Source organism: Bacillus sp. FSL K6-0994 (assembly GCF_038630815.1).
Classification (GTDB): domain Bacteria; phylum Bacillota; class Bacilli; order Bacillales; family Bacillaceae; genus Bacillus; species Bacillus safensis.
This window is the reverse complement of the sequence record NZ_CP152043.1, coordinates 906,091-930,772: the sequence shown is the minus strand read 5'-3', so window position 1 is coordinate 930,772 and position 24,682 is coordinate 906,091. Positions and strand designations below refer to the sequence as shown.

Sequence of the window (24,682 nt, the reverse complement as noted above, 5' to 3'; positions counted from 1 at the left end):
ATAAAAAGCCTCGGGACTGATCCCGAGGCATGAAGTTCAAATATGAAATTTTGGCTAGAGACATATCGACGGGCAGCAAACTACTTTTTCTTCTGAGCCTGATCAAGGAGAGTCGCTTTAAACATTTCAGCATCCGTTTCAGCCTTAATACGTTCTTCCACTCTAATTCTCCCTTTACCCAATCATCTCGCCTCCTTTTCATCATTATAAAACATCAGAATTTTCAGTCAACATGACGAAAGCACTAATATTTTGACGAACGCTGACGATTTGGACAAAAATGATCGAAGAAAAAATGATGTAGTTCAGATTTACTCAATAAGAGCTTGGGATATTCCTGCAACTTTTCACCTTTTATACACGATGCTTTCTCACCACACGCCATGTTCCATTACATACAGCTCTCCATCGTTCCATATAGTAAAGAAGGAAAAACAGCAAAAATTTGATATGATAAGACCAGAACTTATGTCAGGAGCTGGAGCATGTGTATATTATCGCGCATAGAGGGTCTTCAAGCGCTGCCCCAGAAAATACAATCGCCGCATTTGATTTAGCTGTTCAGCAAGGTGCGGATTATATTGAGTTAGACGTCCAGCTGACAATGGATCAGCACGTAGCCGTCATCCATGATGATACCGTTAATCGAACAACTAACGGAAGCGGCTTAGTGAAAAGTTATACACTTGATCGGCTGAAGAAACTGGATGCAGGAAGCTGGTTTGATTCACAGTACGCCAACGAACGAATTCCCACCTTACAGGAAATTCTTGAAAGGTACACTCATCGTGTCGGGATACTGATTGAGATCAAGCATCCAAAACGGCAGATTGGGATTGAAAAGGCAGTTGTCGACATCATCAACCGGTTTGCCTATTCCCGTCATATCATGGTTCAATCTTTTGATGCCAATGCACTTCAAAGAGTCAAAGCTTACGCCCCTTCTCTTCGAACAGCTTTTATTATAAAACCCTCTGCCTTTAAACTGACGAAAAGGAAATTAGCGGAGTACAGCTCCTTTGCGAATTGCCTTAATATGAAGAAAACGATGATCAACAGATGGTGGATTGACCGCATCCACTCATTTGGAATGGATGTCTTTATATGGACAGTGAAAGATCAAAAAACAGCCGACAGGATGAAAACATACCTCATTGATGGAGTGGTGACGGATCACCCGCCATTTTTTCTAAAGGAGAAATGATTAAATGAAAGCATATCTCGCCGTATTTATCGGTGGATTGGTTGGTACCCTTTGCAGATATGAACTTAGCCAATCCGTTGTCAGCCAGACATTCCCCTATGCAACACTGATTGAAAACATGACAGGCAGTCTGTTTCTTGGCTTTTCAACAGGATATTTTATGTTTCGGAAAGGAAAAAAATATCTTGCTGCTTTGATCGGAACAGGATTTTGCGGTGGTTTTACGACAATGTCCACTTTTTCTAAAGAAACGGTTCTCTTATTACAGGATGGACTGTTCACATCAAGTATCATGTACATTCTACTCTCAGTGATTGCTGGAGTGGGCGCTGCCTTATGGGGACTGATCACCGCTCAGCGCCTCTTTCAACAAAATGAGCAGCCGAAAGGAAGCAGATAAATGATTGTATTTTATACAGCTGTTGCCGGCGGGATGGGCAGTGCCCTTCGTTTTTTCCTCAGTCAATCGATTCAGAAAACCAAGTTTCATACTCGTTTTCCGTATAGTATTATTCTCATCAACTTACTCGGCGCTGCCGGTTTAGGTTTACTGACAGGTGCAGTGTCTGACAATGATCCGCTGCTTATGATCATTGGTACTGGGTTTTTCGGTGGTTTTACAACATTCTCTACATTTAGTGTAGAAGCTGCGTCCATGCTGCATGAGCGGCAAATTGGACTTCTTGCTGTCTACTTGCTGGTCACAATCATCGGGTCTTTATGTCTCTTTGCTGCGTTTTATCAAATAGGACAGCATCTTTTTTAAATATTGGTAATGGCGGCTAAGCTGATGAGCAGCTGATCCATGAGCTGGCGCTTCATCAAAAAGAGTGTTTTTTCACTATAGCCAATTTCCATTGCACACTTTGCCATCCGCCAATCTCGAAAATATTTGTAATCGATGAGCTGCTGCTCTATTTCGTCCAACTCTTTTAATGCCGTTTCAATACAAGCAACGATGAGTTCATACTGACTTTTTTGTTCTTCTAACTTTTTCCGAGTCATGTGGTCGAGATGATGCGGGCTTCTTTTTTCAAGCTGCCTTTCGATATTTAAGATCGCTGCTTGATAATTTTTGAAATTCTTTAAATGAAACTCAATTCGTTTCATTGAGGTTTTTTTCTCCGTGATACTTGCTGTTTCATACCAAAGCATGTCCATCCCCCTCTATCGAACGTTTGTTCTTATTATATACCGAACATATATTCGTTCAAAAGAGACTAAATACCTAAAAAAAACCTTGAGCTTATTTTTCGCTCAAGGTCATTTCGTTTACTAAAAGCGGCTCCTTTATATTAAGCCCAGTGCGTGCGCTGCCTTTTTCTGGCGATGTGACGCCTTTTTTCAAATCGATCTTTTTAACGTAGCGTCCATCCATTTCCAGCACTTTCATTCGAATATCATCAAGATAGACGGATTGTCCTTCTCTGATATCAATATTCTCTTTTAAGATGAGTCCGCCGATTGTATCAATTTCCTCATCATGATAAGAGATCTCGATCAAATCTTGAACTTCATCTAATCTCACTTTGCCATCTAAAACATAATGATGATCGGCTCTTTTTTGAATAACTGGCTGCTCATCTTCATCGAATTCATCTCGAATATCTCCGACAATCTCTTCTAAAATATCTTCCGTTGTGACAAGTCCAGACGTTCCGCCATATTCGTCAGTTAAGATCGCCATATGCATTCTATCACGCTGCATCTTAACGAGAAGCTCTTGAATAGGAATCGTGTCGATGACCTCAATCACTGGATATATATAATCTTGAATTTTCAGTTGATCTTTTTCTCCTTGATACACAAGATCTGCAAAGAGCTGCTTTTTGTTCAGCATGCCGATGACATGGTCTTTATCTCCTGAAAAAACAGGGAAACGTGTATACTTTTCCTGCGTCATGATGGCGAGGATATCATCTAACGGCATATCTTCTGGAATCGCACAAATTTCTCTCCGCGGTATCATGATCTCTCTGGCAATTCGATTATCGAAATCGAAAATCTTGTTCATATAATTATATTCTGATGGGTTGATTTCCCCATTTTTTAAGCTCTCAGATAATAAAATCTTCAATTCCTCTTCAGAATGGGAATGTTCTTTTTCAGACCCCATATCGATGCCCATCATTTTAGTTAGCAAACGGGCTGATCCGTTTAACACATAAATGAAAGGGAACATAAGGATATAAAATGCATGCAGCGGGCCTGACAGCCATAGCGTCATTTTTTCCGCCTTTTGAATGGCAAGCGTTTTTGGTGCTAGCTCACCTACAACTACATGCAAAAAGGTAATAATAGAGAACGCAAGTGTTGCTGAGATCAGGCTGATTGCTGAATCAGGAATGTTTGTCAAACCAAAACCTCGAACCAAAAGTTCTTTCACAGCCGGCTTACCAATCCACCCTAAACCAAGGGATGTCACTGTAATACCGAGCTGACAGGCTGACAAATATTCATCTAGCCTTGATGTCACCTTTTTCGCCATGATGGCCTTTTTGGACCCTTCGGCAACAAGCTGATTAATTCTTGAACTTCTCACCTTTACTATGGCAAATTCAGATGCAACAAAGAAAGCTGTTAAAGCAATCAAAACACCGACTATACTCAGATTAACAATATCGTCCATTTAACCTTGCTCTTTCTTAGAAGAACAAGGAGTCACCTCCTGATTGATGATGTTATGTTTTGCAAAACGGTTAACTGATTAAATAAGACTACATTGAGGGCCCCACTTAACCACCTCCGGTTCACGTAAAATTCCGCCTCTCTACATATATATGAAACGGTATTCATTTTATCTTACCATAAATAATCTGAAAATTCCTGTATCATCATGCTGTTTTTGACATGACTGACTAAATTGAGGGAAATCCTCCTCTGTTTCTTCTTATTGGCAGGAAATATGAACAATTAACTTGTGTTTCAGACTAGAATTATATTAAACTATTTTCATAAACTATAACGTGACGGTTAGGAGGAGATGTTCAGATGGGGCTGAGAAAAAGTATCGTATTGGTGAACTAGCACAGATTGCACAGGTGACGAAACGAACTGTAGATTATTATACAAATCTAGGTTTGCTTGCGCCTGTTAGATCTTGCTCAAATTATCGTTATTACGATGAATATGCTTTAAAACGATTACAATTAATCGTTCTTTGCAAACAGCAGAGATTGGCTCTTTCTGACATCAAATCCAGATTAGATGAACAATTCCCTTCTCAAAAGGAAGATCATGATGAACTTGTCCATTTAACCTCTGATATCGATCGGATGAATGAGCATATGGACCGCATTTTGGCACGTTGTAAGCAGCTTCAGCCAGAACAACGTGAAAAACTAAAAGAGCAGCTTACTCCTGAAAAAATGACGGCTGTCCAATCATTTTTACTGCTGTTAAGTTAAAATTTTTACTAAACAGGAGGTGTTACCTTCGTTCTCAAAGTCAGAACGAAGGCCTTAATTGGACATAGTTAATTTACTCATAGTCGCTTTACTTATAGCTTTAACCGCGTTTTTCGTTGCATCAGAGTTTGCGATCATTCGCTTAAGAAGCTCAAGAATTGATCAGTTAATCGCAGAAGGTAATAAAACAGCAGTTGCTGTCAAGCATGTAACGACTCATCTTGATGAGTACCTATCAGCCTGTCAGCTTGGTATTACCATTACCGCCCTTGGTATTGGTTGGTTAGGGGAAGAAACAATTGCGCATATGCTTGCGCCGCTCTTTGCAGAGCTGTCCATTCCTCAATCAGCTAGTTCTATTGTCACTTTTATTATTGCGTTTAGTATCATGACGTTTTTACACGTTGTCGTTGGAGAACTTGCACCGAAAACACTCGCCATTCAAAAGGCTGAGCAAGTATCCCTTCTTTTTGCTAGACCACTGATGATCTTTTACAAAGTGATGTTCCCGTTCATTTGGGTATTAAATGGATCTGCTCGTTTGTTAACGAAAGCGTTCGGTCTTCAGCAAGTATCTGAGCATGACATGGCGCACTCTGAGGAAGAATTGCGGATTATTTTATCAGAGAGCTATAAGAGCGGCGAGATTAACCAGTCTGAATTCAAATATGTAAATAAAATTTTCGAATTTGATGACCGTCTGGCGAAAGAAATTATGATTCCTCGTACCGAAGTTGTCAGCTTCCCATATGATATTACCATTGAGGAAATGCTGAAGGTAACAAAGGTAGAGAAATATACACGTTATCCAATTGAAGATGGCGACAAAGACAACATTATCGGTGTTCTTAACATTAAAGAGGTTCTCACTGCCTGCATTAGCGGTGAGTGCTCTACAAGCGATACGATCGAAAAGTTTGTAAATCCAATTATTCACGTGATTGAAACGGTTCCTGTTCATGATTTACTGCTCAAAATGCAGCGTGAACGTGTACACATGGCCATTTTATCAGATGAATATGGCGGTACAGCAGGTCTTGTCACTGTTGAAGACATCCTTGAAGAAATCGTTGGTGAAATTCGTGATGAGTTCGACATTGATGAAATCAACGAAGTGCGTAAACTTGGAGAAGACCATTACATCTTTGATGGCAAGGTTCTTGTTGATCAAGTCAACCTGCTATTAGGTATACAGCTTGATAATGAAGAGGTCGACACAATCGGCGGCTGGTTCCTTACTCAGAAATATGAAGTAGAGAAAAATGACGCCATTCGTGAACAAGGCTATGAATTTATTATTAATGAAGTCGATGGACACCATGTGGCATACATCGAAGTAAAAAAGTTAAATGAACAATTATTAGAAGCAGCTGAAGAAGGCGCTTCGTAACAAAAAACGCCCACTTGCTTAAGCAAGTGGGCGTTTCACATTGTGGACAAAGGGCTAAAATGATTTTTATTTTAGCCCTTTGTCTTCTTTTTCAGCGTGATAGAAAACCTTTGAAGTCTAGGAAGGACGAGTACCGGAGCGGAGCGAATTGAGCATTCGTGAGCACCGGCACGCAGGACTGACACCGAATGCGAGGGTTTGTCTACACGCTGAAACGACCCTTGCCTAAGCAAGCGGTCGTTTTTCTTATGCCTTTTCCATTAATTGAGCTTCTAGCTCTTTGATTCTTGTGTTTAATACTTCTGTCATGGCACCTAATCTTTCTTTTGGCGGCAGATGGTCAAATTCAGACAGCTCAATCGGTTCACCGATGATTAAGCGCATTTTCCCTTTTTTGAAAAGGCTTTTCGCATTTGAAGGTCCTTTGTATGCGGCTGGAACAATTGGCGCTTTACCGAGCTGCGCAATGGTAACCGCTCCTCTTTTTAAAGGAACATCCTCTGTAGTACGTGTGCCGCTTGGAAAAATCCCAACGATCTTTCCCTCTTTTAATAATTTAATGGGCGTTTTAATACTGCTTGGCCCAGGATTCTCTCGATCAACTGGAAAGGCATGAATCTTTTTTAAAAATCCACCGATCCATTTATTTGCAAACAATTCTTTTTTCGCCATGTAGTGGATCTCAAACGGAAGAATTCCTGCGCCTAATGCAAGAACATCCACAAAACCCTCATGTGTACAAGCAATGACAAAACCCCGATCAGTTGGCAGATTCTCTTTTTGATATACTTTGATTCCACCTCGGAGACCAAATAATAATTTGACGGTATAGCCTGAAAATTTATACATAGTGCACTTCCTTTGTTTGAAGAATGAAGGATTTGTCTCTATTATAACAAATTTTTTATTACCTGGTACTAAAAATTTGTACGCAGTCCAATCCTCCCTATTTTTTTCGTTTAAAATGAACGTTCTGACTGTATTCAAGCACAAGGTTTTAGGGGAGAATAGAATAGGAATTGTGTCCAATTTTGTCGTTTTTCGATGTTTTTTCCTGATTTGTTCTATTGAAAATACTTTATAAATGATGCAAATTTCGCTATGATAAGGAGAAATGATTTTGATTCGGCGAAAGAAATGAGTAATGTACGGTAATGAGAAGTTTCGTGCAACTTTATGCCTTTCTTATGCGTGTATAACATAGAGGGGAGAAAAATCAGTGACGATCGATGAAATTTATCAAATGTATATGAACGATGTTTACAGGTTTCTGCTCTCCATGACAAAAGACAAACATTTGGCAGAAGACTTATTGCAGGAAACCTTTATGCGTGCGTATATACATATTCATTCCTACGACCATAGCAAAGTGAAACCTTGGTTATTTCAGGTGGCACGAAATGCTTTTATTGATTATGTCAGGAAACATAAAAAAGAAGTGACCATATCGGATGACCTCATTGGCGGTCTTTTACAAACGTCTGTACAAAGCCCTGCTGAACAGGTTGAAATAAAGGAAGTTCTCACCATGTATTTGGAGCAGCTTCCAGATAACTACAAGGAAGCGTTGACATTGTATTATTTAAAAGAGCTAAATTACAAGGAAGCATCCAAGGTCATGAATATTACTGAAGCAAATTTTAAAAGTGTTTTATTTCGTGCAAGGCAGCGCCTAAAAGCACTTTACAACAGAGGTGTTAATGATGAATGAAGAGTTTAACAAGCGATGGGAACAATATAATAATGGTGAGATGAATGAGGAAGAAATGATAGCGTTTGAAGAAGAACTTGAAGAAAACGAAAAACGCTTAAGCCAGGAACTGAACGACTCAGATTGGACAGATTTTTCCATCAGTCCTGAGAAGCAAAAAGCCATTTTACAATACGGAAAAAGAAAGTCATATTTACGTATTTCCGTACTTGCTGTCATATCGACACTCATTATTTTACCGCTTTGTACATTAGGAAGTTATTTATACTACGGCGTTGGCGGCGCCGAGAGCAAAGGCAATCACTTCATGGAAACAGCAGCTGTCACCGTCGCTTTAACCAAACCAAACGTGGCCATTGATATGAAGGATTTAAAAGGTCAGGTCAAACTTTTTGGGATGAACACCGAATTGAAGCTGCAAAAGCAAATTGGCAATAAAACAGAAGCTATTGGCAGCGAACAAATCGAGATGTTTTTCGATAAATTAAAGCAGCCTACCATCTCTTATTATGGTGACAGCGCACGCGAAACGGAGGGTTTCTTTACCCATCCTTCGGCGCAGGCAGATGCCTCAAAAAAACAAACACTCACTACGTTAGACAAGCTTCCTGAAGGAACAGTAAGTGAAGTGTATGTATCCTATGACAGAGCTTACACACCAAAGGATGTTTATTCCTTTGCTAAAAAATACGATATGAAAGTGCTGTGGAATGCGATTAAAACAGAGGATTCATTAAGTGGAAATCAGCGGCCAATCGGCTTTCCTGGGAAGGACTCTGAATTTTTAAAAGAGCTTCAGCACACATCAAAAACTGAGGTAGATCAATTCAAAGATGCCCTTGCTTATGTTAATCAGCACCCGACATGGGCAACAACGATCTCTGGCAGACCTGATCTTGACCTGTCTAATCGTATACGCTATATCGATCAAAATGGCGTCACGATTTATGGCTCTGTGGTCACTGGGCCTTCAAAAGAGATTGAGAAATTTGTAAAGACAAAACGCATTAAAACGGCAAAAGTGAGCGAGGTGGAATTATGGAATTGGTAAGAATTTTTAAAGAGCATAATGTATTTGGCTGGATTTCTGTCGGCACAGCGATATTATCCCTGCTCATGCTAAACCTCGCCATTATCAGCAACGTGACATTTTATTCTTTTCAAATGCTTCCTTTTGCAATGGCCGCAGTTCCATTTGGCATTATTGAACTGTTCATTAAAAAAGGCCGTACGGGTCCAGGTTTCCTCGGTGTCGTACTGAATATCTTTGTCATTGTTTGTGTCTATGCCATCGTATCAATCGATGTCGATCTTCAATTAGGTTTTTAATCAGCACTCAAAAGCAAAAGCCCGTGTTACTTGACTAATGCCAAGCAGCACGGGCTTTTTTCATTTATTTTTTATTCAATTCTGAATGCTTTCTTGAATATAAGAAATACACAACCAGCCCAATGGCAAGCCAGATTAAGAAACGTACAAAGGTGATTGCACCAAGCTTATAAATGAGCAATCCGCAAGATAGAATAGCTAAGATCGGAATAAGCGGAACTGCTGGGCATCTGAAAGCTCTTGGTAAGTCCGGCTGCGTTTTTCTCATCACAATGACCGCCACTGAAATCAAAATGAATGCTGAAAGTGTCCCGATGTTCACTAAACTTGCCAGCTCATCAAGTGGAATAAATCCACCCATTAATGCTGACAATGTACCGAAGAACAATGTATTGATGTAAGGAGTTTTATGCTTTGGATGAACTTTTGATAATACCTTTGGCACCAAGCCATCACGAGACATAGCAAACATCACGCGTGTCTGGCCGTACAGCATGACAAGCATCACGGTTGTCATCCCTAGAATCGCTCCGACATCCACAATACCAGCCACCCAGTTTTGTCCGGCTACTTGTAAAACGAGAGACACTGGATGTGATACTCCTTCAAAATTCATAAAAGGAACGATGCCCGTCATAATCGCACTGACAACGACATAAAGCAGCGTACAAATCAATAAAGAAGTAATAATTCCTCTAGGCAGGTTGCGTGATGGATTTTTTGTCTCCTCTGCCGCAGAAGCAACTGCATCAAACCCGATAAATGCAAAGAATACTAGGGCTGCTGCACTTAAGACCCCTGATGTCCCAAATGGAACGAATGGTGTCCAGTTTTCAGGTTTTACATATTTCACAGCGACTAAAATAAAGAGCAGAATCACAGCAATTTTCATAATAACCATGATGTTATTTACTCGTTTTGATTCTTTAATACCAAAGTACAGCAGGAAGGTGATGACCATTAAAATAATAAATGCTGGAAGATTAAAATATGTCACGTGCCCCTTTAAACCACCTGGTGCTGCTGTTAACTCAACTGGTATATGAATCCCTATCCCATTTAAAAAAGACACAAAATAGCCTGACCAGCCCGCTGAAACGGCACTAGCAGCCAGCATATATTCTAATATTAAATCCCAGCCAATGATGAATGCTAGAAATTCCCCCATTGATGCGTACGTAAATGTATACACAGACCCTGACACAGGCACTGTGGAAGCAAATTCCGCATATGACAGTGCTGCAAACAAACAAGCAAGACCTGCGATGACAAATGATAGCACAAGTCCTGGCCCCGCAGTGACGGCTCCTGTACCTGTTAGAACAAATATCCCTGTCCCGATTATGGCTCCAATGCCCAGCATGGTTAAATCAAATGAACCCAATTCCTTTTTTAATGCTTTTTCCCCTTGTGTTGCCGCAATGAGCTCTGAAATGCTCTTTTTTCTAAACAACGAATTGCTCATACCATCACTCCCAAAACTTAGTATCAGTCTAAAGACGCCACATTCATATAATTCACAATATTTTCTGAATATTTTGATTAAATTTAGCGCAATAAATTGGTGGCGTAAAATTATTATATATGAAAATTAAAAAATGAAAACACTTTTTTAAAAAATAGAGTGAAAATTCTTATATATCAACGAAAATATTGTCAATAAAACGGTTAGATTTTCTTCAATCCTTATTCAATTGATAGTTTGTCTCCCTCTATTTATGATACAACATGGAAGATTATATTTTTTTCATATACTTATTATTCAACAAAAATAAGACCCTTTTTTTAAAAGCGGGGTCACAATTATGTTATTTTAAAGCCTTTAGACCGATAGTGATCTATGAGAAAAAGACCATTTCTGCGGCACAAATGATATATGAAAAAAGAGACTGCTTCATAGCAGTCTCTTAAAATGAATTAGTTTACAAATGTTTTCGCTCCAAGATAAATAGGCTTCCAATAGCTTGATGTCATATCACTGATCGTTACACCGTCAGAAGCAGCATGGATAAACTTATTGTTCCCAAGGTAGACACCCATGTGAGATGGACCCGATTTATACGTTGTAAAGAAGACAAAATCTCCAGCCTTTGGTTTGGATACACTTTTCATCGATCCCCAAAAACCTTCAGTTGTTTGTCTTGAAATCTTTTTTTGTTTGTTAATGATATACCACATAAATCCGCTGCAATCAAAGCCCTTCGGTGTCGTTCCACCCCATCTATATGGAGTACCGTTTTGCGCTTTAGCATCTGCTATGAGCTTAGACGTGTTTAAGGAAGAAGTAGAGACTGTTTTTTCTTTCACAGGTTTCGCCTTTACTTTAGACGTCTTTTTCACCTTTAGCTTTTGCCCGATTTTAATGAGGTCTGTTTTAAGTTTATTTAACGATTTCAACTCTTTCACAGTCATCCCGTATTTTTTGCCAATCTTAGATAATGTATCACCTTTGACAACTTTATGAGTGGCAGTTGCTGAAGCCGTTTTTACTTTTGTTGTTGTTTTTGATGTCTTCACTGCTTTTTTAGAAGAAGTGCCATTCACTTTTAAGGTTTGTCCAACATAAATCACGTTAGATTTCAGCTTATTGTCTGATTTAATTTTGCTCACGCTTGTTTTGTATCTTTTCGCTAGAACAGAAAGAGAGTCACCTTTTTGAACTTTTACTGATTGTGCTGAGGCAGCGCCGGCAAATAATGTCGTCCCAAGTAGAACTGCACTTGCAGCTGTGATCAATTGTTTTTTCATTTGTTCCTCCTGTATGTATCTATCTGATCCGAATTTTTATCTACTCCCTATTATAAGGATCAAATACCAGAAGAAATAGTCTTGACTTCCTACGACATTATGCTTATTAATTCGGCAAAATTTATTTTTTTTTAGGGTTCTTTTTATTTCATTTTTATTACACAATCATGACAAAATAATCGCATCTTGTCATGGATAAATGATACATTCATTTCTCTTTTTGGTTCATTCTATGTAAAGTGGACCTTTACAATTTTAAAGTGAACTTTACGGTGCTGTAAAGAGGAATCCACACTTCTGCTCTACCATTGTAAACGTAAGAGCGATACATAAACAATGAGGAGGCAAAATGAATGAGTGTGTTGAAAAGCTCGAAAACGAAAATCGCTGCAGTGGCAGCAGCATCTGTGCTATCGATTGGCATTTTTTCAGGGATTGAATTTGGACAAGCTGACAAAGCTGAGGCTAAAAAGAAACCGAAAAATGACGTGCAAAATGTGATCGTGCTGATTGGAGATGGCATGGGAACACCTTATCTTTCAACTTACCGCTCATTTAAACACAACGGTGACCTTTCAAAGCAAACAGCGTTTGACCCTTACCTCACTGGCATGCATAAAACATACCCTGACGACTCTAAAAGTAACATTACCGATTCAGCAGCAGCTGGTACAGCCATGGCCACTGGTAAAAAGACATACAACAATGCCATTGGTGTAAACAAAAACGGCAAAAAACTAAAAACCGTTTTAGAAGAAGCCAAACGAAAAGGAAAATCGACGGGTCTTGTCGTGACATCTGAATTAACAAATGCTACGCCTGCTGCGTACGCCGCTCACGATGTGTCTAGGAAAAACACTGCAGCCATCGCTGATGATTTCTTCGATGAGAAAATCGGGAAACAGCATACAGTCGATGTCATGCTTGGCGGAGGACTTGTCGATTTTGTCCGAAAGGATCGTGATCTGACAAAAGAATTCAAACGAGCCGGTTATGATTATGTCACCAATAAAGCCGCCTTACAAAAAAACAAAAATCAAAAGGTGTTAGGTATTTTTGCTGATGGAGGTCTTGATAAAGCCATTGATCGTGATCAAACGACGCCTTCCCTGCAAGATATGACATCCTCAGCTATCAAACAGCTGTCTAAAAACAAAAAAGGATTTTTCCTTATGGTCGAAGGCAGTCAAATTGACTGGGCTGGACATGATCATGATATTGTCAGTGCAATGAGCGAAATGAAGGATTTTGAAAAAGCATTTGAAGAAGCGATTCGTTTTGCGAAAAAGGATAAAAACACGTTAGTCATCACGACCGCAGATCATTCAACTGGCGGACTTTCCTTCGGAGCAGACGGTTCAGGCAGCTGGGATTACAAACCGGTCAAAGCAGCGAAAAAAACGCCTGACTTTATTGCAAACAAAATTGTCAGCGGCATGCCTGTCGAGTCAGCGCTGAAACAATATATCAATCTTGATTTCACAAAAGAAGAAACAGCCTCTATTCAAAAGGCCGCTGAAACAAAGGATACTGTTAAAATTGATGATGCGATTGAAGAAGTGATCAACACGAGATCACATACAGGCTGGACAACATCTGGTCATACCGGTGACGAAGTGCCATTCTTTGCGTATGGCCCAACAAGCCAGCAGCTAAAAGGTCTCATGGAAAATACAGATCAAGCGAAACATATCTTTAAATTACTTCATCAATAAAACGAAGAACATTGTAAGAGCAGGTGTAGAAAATGCCTGCTCTTTTTATTGTTCAATCTTCTAGTTGAAATTTCTGAAAATAAAGATATTGACAAATTGTTTATTTGTCTTACAATTAAACAAAAGAGTTTTTGGTAGCGCTTACCTTTCTTTTTAACAAATTACAGGAGGTTTTTAGCAATGATTCAAGGTAGAAGAGCACCAGAAGGCATATTAGGTTTTCCTATCGCTCCTTTTCAAGCAAATGGTCAGCTTTCTGAGGAAGCACTATTTCAAAACATTCAATTCTTACTAGACGAAGGGCTCGATGCCATTTTTATTGCATGTGGGTCGGGAGAATTTCAGTCTATTAGTCAAAAAGAATACGAGCAAATGATTGATGTGGCACTTGCAGCTGCCGGTGGTCAAGTTCCTGTTTATTCAGGAGTTGGCGGAAATTTAAATACCGCACTGGAGTGGGCGAAAATTTCCGAGGAAAAAGGCGTTGACGGTTACTTATTACTCCCTCCTTATTTAATTCATGGTGAACAAGAAGGACTATATGAATACGCCAAAACCATTATAGAAAGTACAAACCTAAATGCTATCTTATATCAACGAGATAATGCTGTTCTTTCTGTGCAGCAAATCAAACGGCTCACTTCTTTTGAACAGCTTGTTGGTGTAAAAGATGGGGTCGGTGATATGGATTTAAACGTGAATCTTTCCTATACAATAGGCAGCAGGCTCAGCTATATAAATGGATTGCCTATGGCAGAGGTCACAATGCCGGCTTACTTACCGATTGGTTTTCATTCTTATTCCTCCGCAATTTCTAATTATATCCCGCACATCTCAAGAATGTTTTATCACGCACTAAAAACGGGTGATCAAGAAACGGTCAAGGACATTTACACAACTGTTATTCTACCGATTAACCGGATTCGCCAACAGAGAAAGGGCTATGCCGTCTCACTCATTAAAGCCGGCATGAACATCATGGGACATTCTGTCCGCAATTCAGCAAGACCGCCTGTTGTTCCTGTAGAAAAAGAACACTATCAAGAACTAGAAAACATTTTACAGCACGCAATGGAACGCTTCCCGAAAAAAGCGGCTGTGAATTAACGAAAGAAAGGAGCTCATATTATGTCCACTTCAGTGAAACAAAAAACGTACTTCAATTATATCAATGGTGAATGGGTAAAGGCTTCCACAGGAGAAGTGATCCCCATTCAAAATCCTGCCGACAAAGAGGAGGCTGCTGGATATGTGCAGCGCTCAAGTCTCGAAGATGTAAACGGAGCCATCACTGCAGCTCATGAAGCAAAGACGATGTGGCGAGATTTATCAGGTGCAGAACGAGGACAATATCTTTATAAAGCAGCTGATTTGCTGGAAGAACGTCTCGATGACATTGCCATTACTGCTGTAAAAGAAATGGGTAAAACTCTGCCTGAGGCAAAAGGAGAAGCGGCACGCGGTGTAGCCATTCTCCGCTACTATGCCGGCGAAGGAATGCGCAAAGAAGGCGATGTCATTCCTTCTACTGACCGAGAGGCACTCATGTTCACTAAAAGGGTTCCATTAGGTGTTGTAGGCATCATCTCTCCTTGGAATTTCCCTATTGCCATCCCTATTTGGAAAATGGCTCCTGCACTCATTTATGGGAACACGGTCGTCATTAAACCTGCGACAGAAACTGCCGTTACTTGCGCAAAAATCATGGCCTGCTTTGCAGATGCCCACCTTCCAAAAGGAGTAGTCAATATGGTCACAGGATCGGGAGCTGTCGTAGGTCAAGGAATGATTGAACATCCAAATATCCAAGGAATTACATTTACTGGATCAAATGCAACGGGTAAAGCCATCGGTCAAAAAGCCTTTGATCGCGGGATTAAGTATCAGCTTGAAATGGGAGGAAAAAACCCCGTTATCGTAGCCAATGATGCGGATCTTGATCTTGCGGTAGAAGCAGCCATTACAGGAGCCTTCCGGTCAACTGGACAAAAATGTACAGCAACGAGCCGAGTCATTGTCCAAGAAGACATCTATGATGCCTTTAAAGAAAAACTCGTTCAAAAAACGAAAGAGATCACTATTGGGGACAGTTTAAAAAAAGACGTATGGATGGGTCCGATCGCAAGCAAACAGCAGCTTGATCAATGCCTTTCCTATATTGAAACTGGAAAAAAAGAAGGTGCCACCCTCCTTTTTGGCGGGGAACCATTAACAGATGGTGATTATCAGAATGGTTATTTTATTGAGCCTGCTATTTTCGAACATGTCACCTCAGACATGACCATCGCTCAAGAAGAAATATTTGGTCCTGTCATTGCTTTAATCAAAGTGCAAGATATCAATGAAGCATTTCACATTGCCAATGATGTGGTTTTTGGCTTAAGCGCTTCTATTTTCACACAAAATATCGGTCGTATGCTGTCCTTTATTCAGAATATCCAAGCTGGGCTCATTAGAATTAATGCAGAAAGTGCTGGTGTAGAGTTACAGGCACCATTTGGTGGAATGAAACAATCAAGCTCTCATTCTCGTGAACAAGGAGAAGCGGCAAAGGAATTCTTTACAGCCATTCAAACCGTTTTCATTAAATCGTAAAATTGAAGCATTTGAGAGGGCATCTGCCCTCCTCAATTCTCTATTTTAGAAAAGGAGAAGAAATGATGATAAATAACCTCTTCCATGCTTCACAAACTGATAAAAAAACGTCTGTCCGCTGGTTTATCGTCTTCATGCTGTTTCTTGTCACTTCTGTCAATTATGCAGATCGTGCTACCCTTTCTATTGCTGGAGATTCTGTTCAACATGACCTTGGTCTTAGCTCTGTATCAATGGGTTATGTCTTTTCTGCTTTTGGCTGGGCATATGTCATTGGCCAATTGCCTGGCGGTTATTTATTGGATAAATTCGGTTCTAAAATGGTGATTGCCTGCAGTATTTTCTTTTGGTCTTTGTTTACATTGTTTCAAGGTGCCATAGGTTTTTTTACAGCGGGTACTGCGATTATTCTCCTTTTTACCCTGCGATTTTTAGTAGGGCTGGCGGAAGCTCCTTCCTTTCCAGGCAATAGCCGTGTAGTGGCTGCATGGTTTCCTAGTTCTGAACGTGGAACAGCTTCTGCTTTCTTTAATTCAGCTCAGTATTTTGCGCTTGTCATTTTCTCTCCAATTATGGGCTGGCTTACACATTCTTTAGGATGGCATTCTGTTTTTGTTGTTATGGGAATCCTCGGTATTTTGCTGTCTTTTCTTTGGATAAAAACCGTCTTTAATCCAAAACAACACCCGAAAATTAACGCAGCAGAGCTCGATTACATATCAAAAGGCGGGGCTTTGACCTCAATGGACGATGAAAAGAGCCAGCAAAACAAAGAATCCAAATGGCCATACGTGAAACAATTACTTTCAAATCGGATGTTAATTGGGGTTTATATTGCTCAATATTGCATTACCACCCTCACTTATTTTTTCTTGACGTGGTTTCCTGTGTATCTTGTTCAAGCAAAAGGAATGTCCATTCTCGAAGCAGGTTTTGTTGCTTCCCTGCCAGCTCTCTGCGGTTTTTTAGGCGGAATCCTTGGCGGCTTGTTATCCGATTTTTTATTAAAAAGCGGGAAATCGCTTACTTTCGCACGAAAGACACCCATTATTATCGGCATGCTTCTTTCATGCAGTATGATCATCTGCAACTATACAGAATCTTCATGGATTGTTGTTGCGATTATGTCGCTTGCTTTCTTTGGAAAAGGATTCGGTGCACTTGGCTGGGCCGTTGTATCAGATACCTCCCCAAAGGAATGTGCCGGGTTAAGCGGCGGTTTATTTAATACCTTTGGCAACATTGCATCCATTACAACACCCATTATCATTGGATATATTGTCAATGCGACAGGCTCTTTCAGTGGTGCGCTCGTCTTTGTCGGCAGTAATGCCGTTATTGCAATCTTAAGTTATTTATTCCTTGTGGGTCCCATTAAACGTGTGAAGTTAAAAGAACCCCCTTCAACACCTCCGGCCCAAGTCCCATCCAGCTCTATTTGAAAGCGCTTTATATAAAGGAGGATTTATATGAATCAATACTTAAAAGAAGTCAAAAAGGAACGAGCAAACAATCTCCCTTACATTACTGACATGAAGGTGATTCCTGTTGCCGGCTATGACAGTATGCTTTTGAATCTAAGCGGAGCGCATGGACCTTTTTTCACAAGAAATGTTGTCATACTAACAGACAGCAGCGGCCGTCAAGGAGTCGGAGAAGTTCCCGGCGGTGAAAACATTCGACAAACACTTGAAAAAGCCGCCAGACTTGTCCTCCAAAAACCAATTGGGCAATATCATGCCATCCTGCAATCGGTGCAGCAAACATATCAAGACCTCGATAGAAGCGGGAGAGGCAATCAAACCTTTGACTTACGGACAACAATACATGCTGTTACAGCGATAGAGGCGGCTCTCTTGGATTTATTAGGTCAATTTTTAGAAGAACCGGTTGCCTCTTTATTAGGAACAGGTCAACAAAGACAGGTCGTTGACATGCTTGGGTATTTATTTTACATAGGGGATCAAATGAAAACCCCTCTCCCCTATTTGAAAGAAGATCATTCATCTTGCAGCTGGTTCCGGCTAAGGCGTCAAAAAGCACTAACACCGATGGACATTGTCCGTTTGGCTGAAGCGGCTTATGAACGCTATGGATTTCAGGATTTCAAGTTAAAAGGCGGTGTCTTTTCCGGGGAAGCAGAGATGGAAGCTGTAGAATCTCTTTCAAAACGTTTTCCAAATGCGCGCATCACACTTGATCCTAATGGAGCGTGGTCTCTTGATGAAGCCATTCAGCTTTGCAAAGGAAAACAACATGTGCTTGCATATGCAGAGGATCCATGTGGAGCAGAAGACGGATTCTCATCAAGAGAAATTATGGCCGAATTCAAACGAGCTACCGGCATTCAAGTGGCTACAAATATGATCGCAACTGATTTCCGTCAATTGTCACACGCCATCCAATTACATGCAGTTGATATTCCACTGGCTGACCCGCACTTTTGGACAATGGAAGGTTCAGTTAGAGTCGCTCAAATGTGTCATGATAACGGCTTGACTTGGGGATCGCACTCAAACAACCATTTTGATATTTCTCTGGCCATGTTTACACACGTTGCCGCTGCTGCACCAGGTCATATAACAGCGATTGATACCCACTGGATATGGCAAGATGGCCAGCATTTAACAAGGAACCCACTTTCAATCAAAGAAGGTCGTGTCAAAGTGCCACAAGAACCCGGGCTGGGTATTCAAATTGATCTAGAAAAGATAGAGGAAGCCAACCGTTTATATAAACAAATGAAGCTTGGTGCAAGAAATGATGCCATTCAGATGCAATATCTCATGAATGGCTGGACATTCGACCCGAAAAAACCGTGTTTGATTCGGTAGTTTGACTGTAAATGATTGTATTCCCCTTCATTTTGTCTTACAATTGAACAACTGAAGGGAGAGAATGACTCGTGAATGAAAGTATGGATGAACTTAAATTTGAAACAGTGAATCGAAAAACATTAGCAAAACAAGTCATAGAACGTATCGTTCATTTATTGTCTAGCGGACAATTAAAAGCTGGTGACAAACTGCCAACAGAAATGGAACTCATGGATATTTTATCGGTAAGCCGCCCTGTGTTGCGCGAAGCTTTAAGTTCTCTTGAAACATTAGGCGTTATCACTAGAAAAACACGAGGCGGTACATATTTTAATGATAAAATTAGCAATCAGCCATTTTCAGTTATGCTCGCACTGGCTCAAGATAATTTACCAGCCATTCTAGAAGCTCGTATGGTACTAGAACTAGGCCTTGTCACCGTTGCTGCTGAGAAAATTAGTGATGCAGAATTAAAAAAATTAGAAAGAACCATTGAAATGATTGAGGAAAGTACAGATAACAACTATGGTGAAGCCGATAAAGAATTCCACCGGATTATTGCCTTAAGTGCAAACAATCCAGTTGTTGAAGGCATGATTCAGGCGCTTTTAGTATCACACGCCAAGATTGACAGCCAAATTCCTTATCGAGAAAAAAACGTGACCGTTAATTATCATCAGAAAATTTATGAAGCTCTTCAGCTTAGAGACCCATATCAAGCACACTTCCATATGCATGAACATTTGAAGTTTGTACGTGATAAGATTTTAAAAGGATTAAATCAAACGCCATGATATGGAAGCGGATATGCTTCCTCTCCCCTTAAAAAGACAACGCTTTCAAAGGAGTGATCTCTTGAATCAAAAAGCAAAGGAAGCACCTTTATATATTCAGGTAAGTTCAAAGGATAATGTAGCAATCATCGTAAATGATGGCGGACTACCAGCTGGCACCAGCTTTTCAAGTGGATTGACGTTAACTGAACGCATCCCTCAAGGGCATAAAGTTGCACTTAAGACAATTGAACAGCATGCACCAATTGTGCGATATGGTGAAATCATTGGATACGCTAACGAAACCATCATACAGGGAAGCTGGGTGAAAGAAGAGCTCGTTCAAATGCCAGCTCCTCCTCCTTTAGACAAATTATCATGCCTAACATACAGCGGTCCTCCGCTTAAAAAGCTTGATGGTTATGAATTTCAGGGATACCGAAATCCAGATCATTCTGTTGGTACTAAAAATATTCTCGGGATTACAACAAGCGTGCAATGTGTCGTTGGGGTTCTTGACTATGCGGTCAAAAAAATCAAGGAAGATCTGCTGCCGAAATATCCAAATGTGGATGACGTAATTCCCCTCCACCACCAATACGGCTGCGGTGTGGCCATTCATGCACCAGATGCGGTCATTCCGATCAGAACCATCCAAAACTTAGCCACACATCCGAACTTTGGCGGAGAAGTGCTCGTCATTGGATTAGGCTGTGAAAAACTCATACCATCACGCATTGTGTCAGAAGAGCGGCAAGACGATATTTTAACATTACAGGAGGAATCAGGCTTTTCTTCAATGATTACCTCCATTCTGAAGGCTGCAGAGCACAAACTAAAGAAACTCAATAGGCGGACACGCGTCCCATGTCCTGTATCGGATTTAGTGGTAGGCTTACAATGCGGTGGAAGCGATGCATTCTCAGGTGTAACAGCAAACCCCGCCGTTGGATATGCAGCAGACCTCCTTGTCAAAGCAGGAGCAACGGTTCTTTTTTCAGAAGTGACAGAAGTGCGTGATGCCATTCACCTATTAACTCCAAGAACTTTGAATGAAGAAACGAGGCAGGCACTTATACGGGAAATGAAATGGTACGATGACTATTTAAGCAGAGGTCAAGCAGATAGAAGTGCAAATCCTTCCCCAGGAAATAAAAAAGGCGGTTTATCCAATGTCGTAGAAAAGGCGCTTGGTTCTATCGCCAAATCTGGCACAAGTCCAATATCTAGTGTGATTGGGCCTGGTGAGAAAGCGGCCACCAAAGGGCTGATATTTGCTGCAACGCCGGCAAGCGATTTTGTTTGCGGAACACTGCAGCTCGCCTCTGGTATGAATGTACAAATTTTCACAACAGGACGAGGAACTCCATACAGCCTAGCAGCAGCACCTGTAATAAAAGTTTCTACGAAAACCAGCTTACAGACACAATGGCCGGATCTTATTGATTTTGATGCCGGCCGTATTGCAACCGGAGAAGCAACAATCGAGGAAGTCGGTACAGACCTGTTTCATTATATACTAGATATCGCCAGCGGCCGGAAAGAAACATGGGCCGATCATTGGGGGATTCATAACGATTTGTGTCTATTTAATCCAGCCCCAGTCACATAAAAGAGATGTCCGTTTGAGGACATCTTTTTTTATGATCATTAAGCGAGATATTTCCTATGAACCCCTTTTCCATCATAAGAAAACATCACTTCTTTTCCTTCAAGAACTGACTCGATATGCACACTTCTTCCCCACAGCTGATATAAATACGGAAGGACTTTTTCTAAGTATTTCAGATCAAGTTCAATGCCTTCATACCAATGCTTGATATAAAGTTCGTTATTTTTTAAATAGTCGCCATCGATCACGGTCAAATACGGAAAGCCGCCATTCACTCTCATACTGACTAACTGATCACGAACCGCCTTCCATTCTTTATCAATGACTTTATAATCTCTCCCCTGCTTTTGAAACAAGTACAAGTCTTCTCTCATCACAAGGTCTTTCGTTAAGTAGTTTCGAATAAAAGAAATATCCGATTCAATTTCCCTGACTTCAAACATTTTACTGCGGCCAGATCCTTCTGTGACCCCTGCTTTTTTTAATTCTTCACATGGGTTGTTATAGCGTTCTTCAATATCTTCAAAAATTTTCAGCCCTAAATAGTAAGGATTGATGCCTGTTTTAGATGGCTGCACCACACCTGCATTTAATTTCGCAAATTCTATCGATTCACTTGAATCCAAATCAAGCTCCCGCATAATCCGCTGGTGCCAATACGATGCCCAGCCTTCATTCATAATCTTTGTTTCCAGCTGCGGCCAAAAATAGAGCATTTCTTCTCTCAGCATGGTAAGAACATCCCGCTGCCATGGCTCCAGCTCCCGGGAATGCGCTTCAATAAAGAGTAAAAGATCCTTTTCAGGCTTTGGCGGAAACTGCTTAACGGTTTTCTTTTTCTCACGCATTTTCGGCTCATCCATTCCCCACAAATCATCATAAGGCGTTTGACGTTTTGGTTTATCATCTTCACTTTCTTCATCGTCCATATTCCAGCTTAATTTTGATCGAACAAGAGACGGATCAATATGCTCCTGGATAGCCAATACGGCATCTAAAAAGGCTTCGACTTCTTTTGTTCCGTAGATATGCTCATATTCTTTGATCCGCTCTGCCGCTGCTGACATGCTTTCGACCATATCTCGTTTTGTGTTTTGGAAACGGCAATTATTTTTGAAGAAATCACAGTGTGCCAATACATGAGCCACAATTAATTTATTTTGAACGAGCGTATTGTTATCTAGTAGAAAGGCGTAGCAAGGATTTGAATTGATCACCAGTTCATAAATTTTGCTTAATCCTAAATCATAATGAAGCTTCATTTTATGAAATTGCTTCCCAAAGCTCCAGTGGCTGAATCGTGTTGGCATTCCATATGCACCGAACGTATAAATAATTTCCGCGGGACAGATTTCATACCTCATCGGATAAAAATCTAGACCAAATCCTTCTGCAATTTCTGTAATTTCATCAATCGCTCTTTGTAAAAGACGTTTTTCAGATACGCTCAAGGAAACCATCCCTCCTCATCGGACTTATCCCTACTATATGAGCGTATGTAAAAAAACATGATGTTCCGCCAACCGTTTAGACGACTTCCATTTCTTTTGTGGATTGCCCGCCAAATGCTTCGAAATGAATATTGCGCGATGGAATTCCAAGCTCTTTTAAAATATGAATGATCTCCTGTGTAAACACCGGGGAACCGCATAGATAAAATTGGCCTTTCCCTTCTCCGATCACCGATTGAAGAAATGGACGGTCAATGCGGGAAGACGCTTTCTCAACAAGCTCACCCTTTCCAGACTGCGCAAATTGTTCGTTACATAGGATGATGCGCCCATGGGAAGCTGAAGCTAGAACGCGTTCAAACTCATTTTCAAAAGCATTTACATCCTCTAATCGATCTGCATGAATCATCGTGAATGTCTGACTGTTTTGTGCGGCAGTTTTCACTAAACCAATCATTGGTGTGACACCAGACCCAGCACTGATGAAATAAACAGGCTCTTTTGTGTCTCCTTGCAAGCAGAACATTCCCTGCGGCATACTCACTTGAAGAACGTCCCCTTCTTCCATTTCATCATGCAAAAATGTAGACACATGACCGTCACGCTTCACTGTAATACGGTAATAAGATGGATGATGCTCGTCTGATAAGCTATATTGTCTGCTGCACATATAGGCTTCTCCTGGCATATCTGCCTGAACCGTAATGTATTGGCCTGCTTGATACAATGGCAGCTCTGATTCATCTTCTGGTACTAAATAAAAAGAGATAAGCGATGGAGATTCTTGCTTCTTTTTCTTAATCACAAACGGCTTCACATCTGCCCATCCGCCTGTCTGTTTCACATTTTCATCCATCATTTCTGCTTCTATGGTAATGAAAATATTCGCAATGATGTCATATGCAGCTTTCCAAGCTAATAAAGTGGCATCTTCTTCTCTTAAGCCAAACACATCTTTCATCGCTTCAATCAGGTGATATCCGACAATTGGGTATTGTTCTTTTTTGACCATGACACTGACATGCTTATGGGCAATTTGTTTGACCGCAGGAAGTAATTCTTCTAATCGATCAATGTGCAGTGCAGCTTGATATAGTGTCGCAGCAAGTGCCTCTGGCTGACTTCCGTTCATCAGATTTGTTTTATTAAATTGATTGAGCAGCTCTGGGTGCTGGCGAATCATATTTTGATAAAAAACAGTGACAAGTTTGGTTCCCTCGGCTTTTAGTAGAGGAGCTGATTGCTTTATTGCATTCATTTGATCTTTAGATAACATCGTCATTCCTTCTTTCAAAAGAAGTATTTTAAATACATCTTTATCGTAATGGATGACAGTCTCTAAAAGCAATATTTATAATACATGTTTTAAATGTTGTCACATTTTACACTTTCTCGAACAGTTTTTGTCTAAAATGTGTTACGATGATACAAAACTCTATTAGGTTTAGAGGTCGTCAAAATGAAACTTACGAATTACACAGATTTCTCATTAAGGGTACTCATTTATTTAGCTTCGAGAGAAAATAATGAACTGTCAAATATTCAGCAGATCGCCGATGTTTATGGCATTTCTAAAAATCATCTGACAAAGGTGATTTATCATCTTGGAAAACGCGGGTATGTGGAAACGATTCGCGGAAGAAATGGCGGGATCAGGCTTGGAAAAAGCCCAGAAAGCATTAATATTGGAGAGGTTGTCCGTTATACAGAGGATGATTTAGTCATGGTTGAATGCTTTGATCCAAAGAAAAACAGCTGCATTATCTCCCCAATTTGTTCATTAAAGCATGTACTTCATGAAGCACTCACTGCTTATTTAAGCGTTCTAGACCGATACACACTAAACGATTTAACACAAAACAAAGATGCTCTTAGAGAGCTCCTGCTTTAAGGCGAAAGAATTTATTCTTTCGTCTTTTTCTTTACCTTCT

Annotated in this window: 24 protein-coding genes; 16 read left to right on the top strand and 8 right to left on the bottom strand. The window is 40.4% G+C overall.

The features are described 5' to 3' along the window. Nucleotides 1–80: 80 nt before the first annotated feature. On the bottom strand, nucleotides 81–182 hold the full coding sequence (locus MHB69_RS04725) for a YhdX family protein (RefSeq protein ID WP_017360338.1): 102 nt from the start codon (nucleotides 180–182) through the stop codon (nucleotides 81–83). A 305-nt stretch (nucleotides 183–487) separates the two neighbouring features. Between MHB69_RS04725 and MHB69_RS04720 the strand changes: the two genes are divergently transcribed. Genes MHB69_RS04720 through crcB form a run of 3 tightly spaced genes read left to right on the top strand, consistent with a single transcriptional unit; the run spans nucleotide 488 to nucleotide 1,970 of the window. After that, on the top strand, nucleotides 488–1,204 hold the full coding sequence (locus tag MHB69_RS04720; RefSeq protein ID WP_034282238.1) for a glycerophosphodiester phosphodiesterase family protein: 717 nt from the start codon (nucleotides 488–490) through the stop codon (nucleotides 1,202–1,204). A 4-nt stretch (nucleotides 1,205–1,208) separates the two neighbouring features. Then, nucleotides 1,209–1,604: a CrcB family protein gene (locus tag MHB69_RS04715; RefSeq protein WP_342496049.1), complete on the top strand. Its 396-nt coding sequence runs from the start codon at nucleotides 1,209–1,211 to the stop codon at nucleotides 1,602–1,604. Next, nucleotides 1,605–1,970 carry a fluoride efflux transporter CrcB gene (gene crcB / locus MHB69_RS04710; RefSeq protein ID WP_034282241.1) on the top strand — a complete coding sequence of 122 codons (366 nt, stop codon included), beginning with the start codon at nucleotides 1,605–1,607 and terminating at the stop codon, nucleotides 1,968–1,970. Here the strand turns inward: crcB and MHB69_RS04705 are convergent. Continuing rightward, nucleotides 1,967–2,359: a hypothetical protein gene (locus tag MHB69_RS04705; protein ID WP_034282242.1), complete on the bottom strand. Its 393-nt coding sequence runs from the start codon at nucleotides 2,357–2,359 to the stop codon at nucleotides 1,967–1,969. The two genes, crcB and MHB69_RS04705, sit on opposite strands and share 4 nt — an antisense overlap. Nucleotides 2,360–2,450: 91 nt before the next feature. Continuing rightward, entirely contained in the window at nucleotides 2,451–3,833 is a 1,383-nt protein-coding gene (locus tag MHB69_RS04700; protein ID WP_342496048.1) for a hemolysin family protein, read from the bottom strand. A gap of 337 nt (nucleotides 3,834–4,170) precedes the next feature. Between MHB69_RS04700 and MHB69_RS04695 the strand changes: the two genes are divergently transcribed. Both MHB69_RS04695 and MHB69_RS04690 read left to right on the top strand, forming a co-directional pair. Then, entirely contained in the window at nucleotides 4,171–4,611 is a 441-nt protein-coding gene (locus MHB69_RS04695; RefSeq protein WP_034667702.1) for a MerR family transcriptional regulator, read from the top strand. Between the two features lie 58 nt (nucleotides 4,612–4,669). Then, nucleotides 4,670–6,001: a hemolysin family protein gene (locus MHB69_RS04690; protein WP_034282244.1), complete on the top strand. Its 1,332-nt coding sequence runs from the start codon at nucleotides 4,670–4,672 to the stop codon at nucleotides 5,999–6,001. Nucleotides 6,002–6,247: 246 nt separating this feature from the next. On the opposite strand, the gene MHB69_RS04685 is transcribed toward MHB69_RS04690, so the two are convergent. Beyond that, on the bottom strand, nucleotides 6,248–6,850 hold the full coding sequence (locus MHB69_RS04685; RefSeq protein ID WP_024425286.1) for a 1-acyl-sn-glycerol-3-phosphate acyltransferase: 603 nt from the start codon (nucleotides 6,848–6,850) through the stop codon (nucleotides 6,248–6,250). Between the two features lie 370 nt (nucleotides 6,851–7,220). On the opposite strand from MHB69_RS04685, the gene MHB69_RS04680 reads away from it, so the two are divergent. The 3 genes from MHB69_RS04680 to MHB69_RS04670 are packed head-to-tail and all read left to right on the top strand — an operon-like array spanning nucleotide 7,221 to nucleotide 9,041. Beyond that, complete coding sequence (locus MHB69_RS04680; RefSeq protein ID WP_024425287.1) at nucleotides 7,221–7,712, top strand: sigma-70 family RNA polymerase sigma factor; 492 nt, start codon at nucleotides 7,221–7,223, stop codon at nucleotides 7,710–7,712. Continuing rightward, complete coding sequence (locus tag MHB69_RS04675; RefSeq protein WP_061109612.1) at nucleotides 7,705–8,763, top strand: anti-sigma factor; 1,059 nt, start codon at nucleotides 7,705–7,707, stop codon at nucleotides 8,761–8,763. The genes MHB69_RS04680 and MHB69_RS04675 overlap by 8 nt, the downstream gene beginning before the upstream one ends. Next, the gene (locus MHB69_RS04670) at nucleotides 8,751–9,041 is read left to right on the top strand and encodes a hypothetical protein (RefSeq protein WP_024425288.1); all 291 of its coding nucleotides are present in this window, start codon (nucleotides 8,751–8,753) and stop codon (nucleotides 9,039–9,041) included. The genes MHB69_RS04675 and MHB69_RS04670 overlap by 13 nt, the downstream gene beginning before the upstream one ends. A 64-nt stretch (nucleotides 9,042–9,105) precedes the next feature. Here the strand turns inward: MHB69_RS04670 and MHB69_RS04665 are convergent, their stop codons facing one another. Together MHB69_RS04665 and MHB69_RS04660 are read right to left on the bottom strand one after the other, a co-directional pair. After that, the gene (locus tag MHB69_RS04665; protein ID WP_034282247.1) at nucleotides 9,106–10,506 is read right to left on the bottom strand and encodes an amino acid permease; all 1,401 of its coding nucleotides are present in this window, start codon (nucleotides 10,504–10,506) and stop codon (nucleotides 9,106–9,108) included. A 452-nt stretch (nucleotides 10,507–10,958) separates the two neighbouring features. Then, a complete protein-coding gene (locus MHB69_RS04660) occupies nucleotides 10,959–11,789 on the bottom strand; it encodes a C40 family peptidase (RefSeq protein WP_041116968.1) in 831 nt (276 codons plus the stop codon). 353 nt (nucleotides 11,790–12,142) lie between these two features. On the opposite strand from MHB69_RS04660, the gene MHB69_RS04655 reads away from it, so the two are divergent. The 7 genes from MHB69_RS04655 to garD all read left to right on the top strand — a co-directional run bounded on the left by MHB69_RS04655 (nucleotide 12,143) and on the right by garD (nucleotide 21,300). Next, nucleotides 12,143–13,504: an alkaline phosphatase gene (locus tag MHB69_RS04655; RefSeq protein ID WP_268480436.1), complete on the top strand. Its 1,362-nt coding sequence runs from the start codon at nucleotides 12,143–12,145 to the stop codon at nucleotides 13,502–13,504. A gap of 180 nt (nucleotides 13,505–13,684) precedes the next feature. Beyond that, a complete protein-coding gene (gene kdgD, locus MHB69_RS04650) occupies nucleotides 13,685–14,611 on the top strand; it encodes a 5-dehydro-4-deoxyglucarate dehydratase (RefSeq protein ID WP_046310385.1) in 927 nt (308 codons plus the stop codon). A 21-nt stretch (nucleotides 14,612–14,632) separates the two neighbouring features. Beyond that, complete coding sequence (gene gucD, locus MHB69_RS04645) at nucleotides 14,633–16,099, top strand: alpha-ketoglutaric semialdehyde dehydrogenase GucD (RefSeq protein ID WP_342496047.1); 1,467 nt, start codon at nucleotides 14,633–14,635, stop codon at nucleotides 16,097–16,099. Nucleotides 16,100–16,164: 65 nt separating this feature from the next. Continuing rightward, nucleotides 16,165–17,541, top strand: coding sequence for an MFS transporter (locus MHB69_RS04640; protein ID WP_342496046.1), 1,377 nt, complete (start codon nucleotides 16,165–16,167; stop codon nucleotides 17,539–17,541). A 27-nt stretch (nucleotides 17,542–17,568) separates the two neighbouring features. Then, entirely contained in the window at nucleotides 17,569–18,933 is a 1,365-nt protein-coding gene (locus tag MHB69_RS04635; RefSeq protein ID WP_342496045.1) for an enolase C-terminal domain-like protein, read from the top strand. Nucleotides 18,934–19,004: 71 nt separating this feature from the next. After that, on the top strand, nucleotides 19,005–19,709 hold the full coding sequence (locus MHB69_RS04630; protein ID WP_101677415.1) for a FadR/GntR family transcriptional regulator: 705 nt from the start codon (nucleotides 19,005–19,007) through the stop codon (nucleotides 19,707–19,709). Between the two features lie 13 nt (nucleotides 19,710–19,722). Then, nucleotides 19,723–21,300, top strand: a complete 1,578-nt coding sequence (garD, locus tag MHB69_RS04625; protein ID WP_046310379.1) for a galactarate dehydratase — start codon at nucleotides 19,723–19,725, stop codon at nucleotides 21,298–21,300. Between the two features lie 38 nt (nucleotides 21,301–21,338). Here the strand turns inward: garD and MHB69_RS04620 are convergent, their stop codons facing one another. Both MHB69_RS04620 and MHB69_RS04615 read right to left on the bottom strand, forming a co-directional pair. Next, nucleotides 21,339–22,751 (bottom strand): SpoVR family protein, encoded by a 1,413-nt coding sequence (locus MHB69_RS04620; RefSeq protein WP_041116958.1) that lies wholly within the window; start codon nucleotides 22,749–22,751, stop codon nucleotides 21,339–21,341. Nucleotides 22,752–22,827: 76 nt separating this feature from the next. Further along, nucleotides 22,828–24,027: a globin domain-containing protein gene (locus MHB69_RS04615; RefSeq protein WP_046310376.1), complete on the bottom strand. Its 1,200-nt coding sequence runs from the start codon at nucleotides 24,025–24,027 to the stop codon at nucleotides 22,828–22,830. A gap of 183 nt (nucleotides 24,028–24,210) precedes the next feature. On the opposite strand from MHB69_RS04615, the gene MHB69_RS04610 reads away from it, so the two are divergent. Next, complete coding sequence (locus tag MHB69_RS04610; protein WP_024425294.1) at nucleotides 24,211–24,642, top strand: Rrf2 family transcriptional regulator; 432 nt, start codon at nucleotides 24,211–24,213, stop codon at nucleotides 24,640–24,642. Nucleotides 24,643–24,682 lie beyond the last annotated feature (40 nt).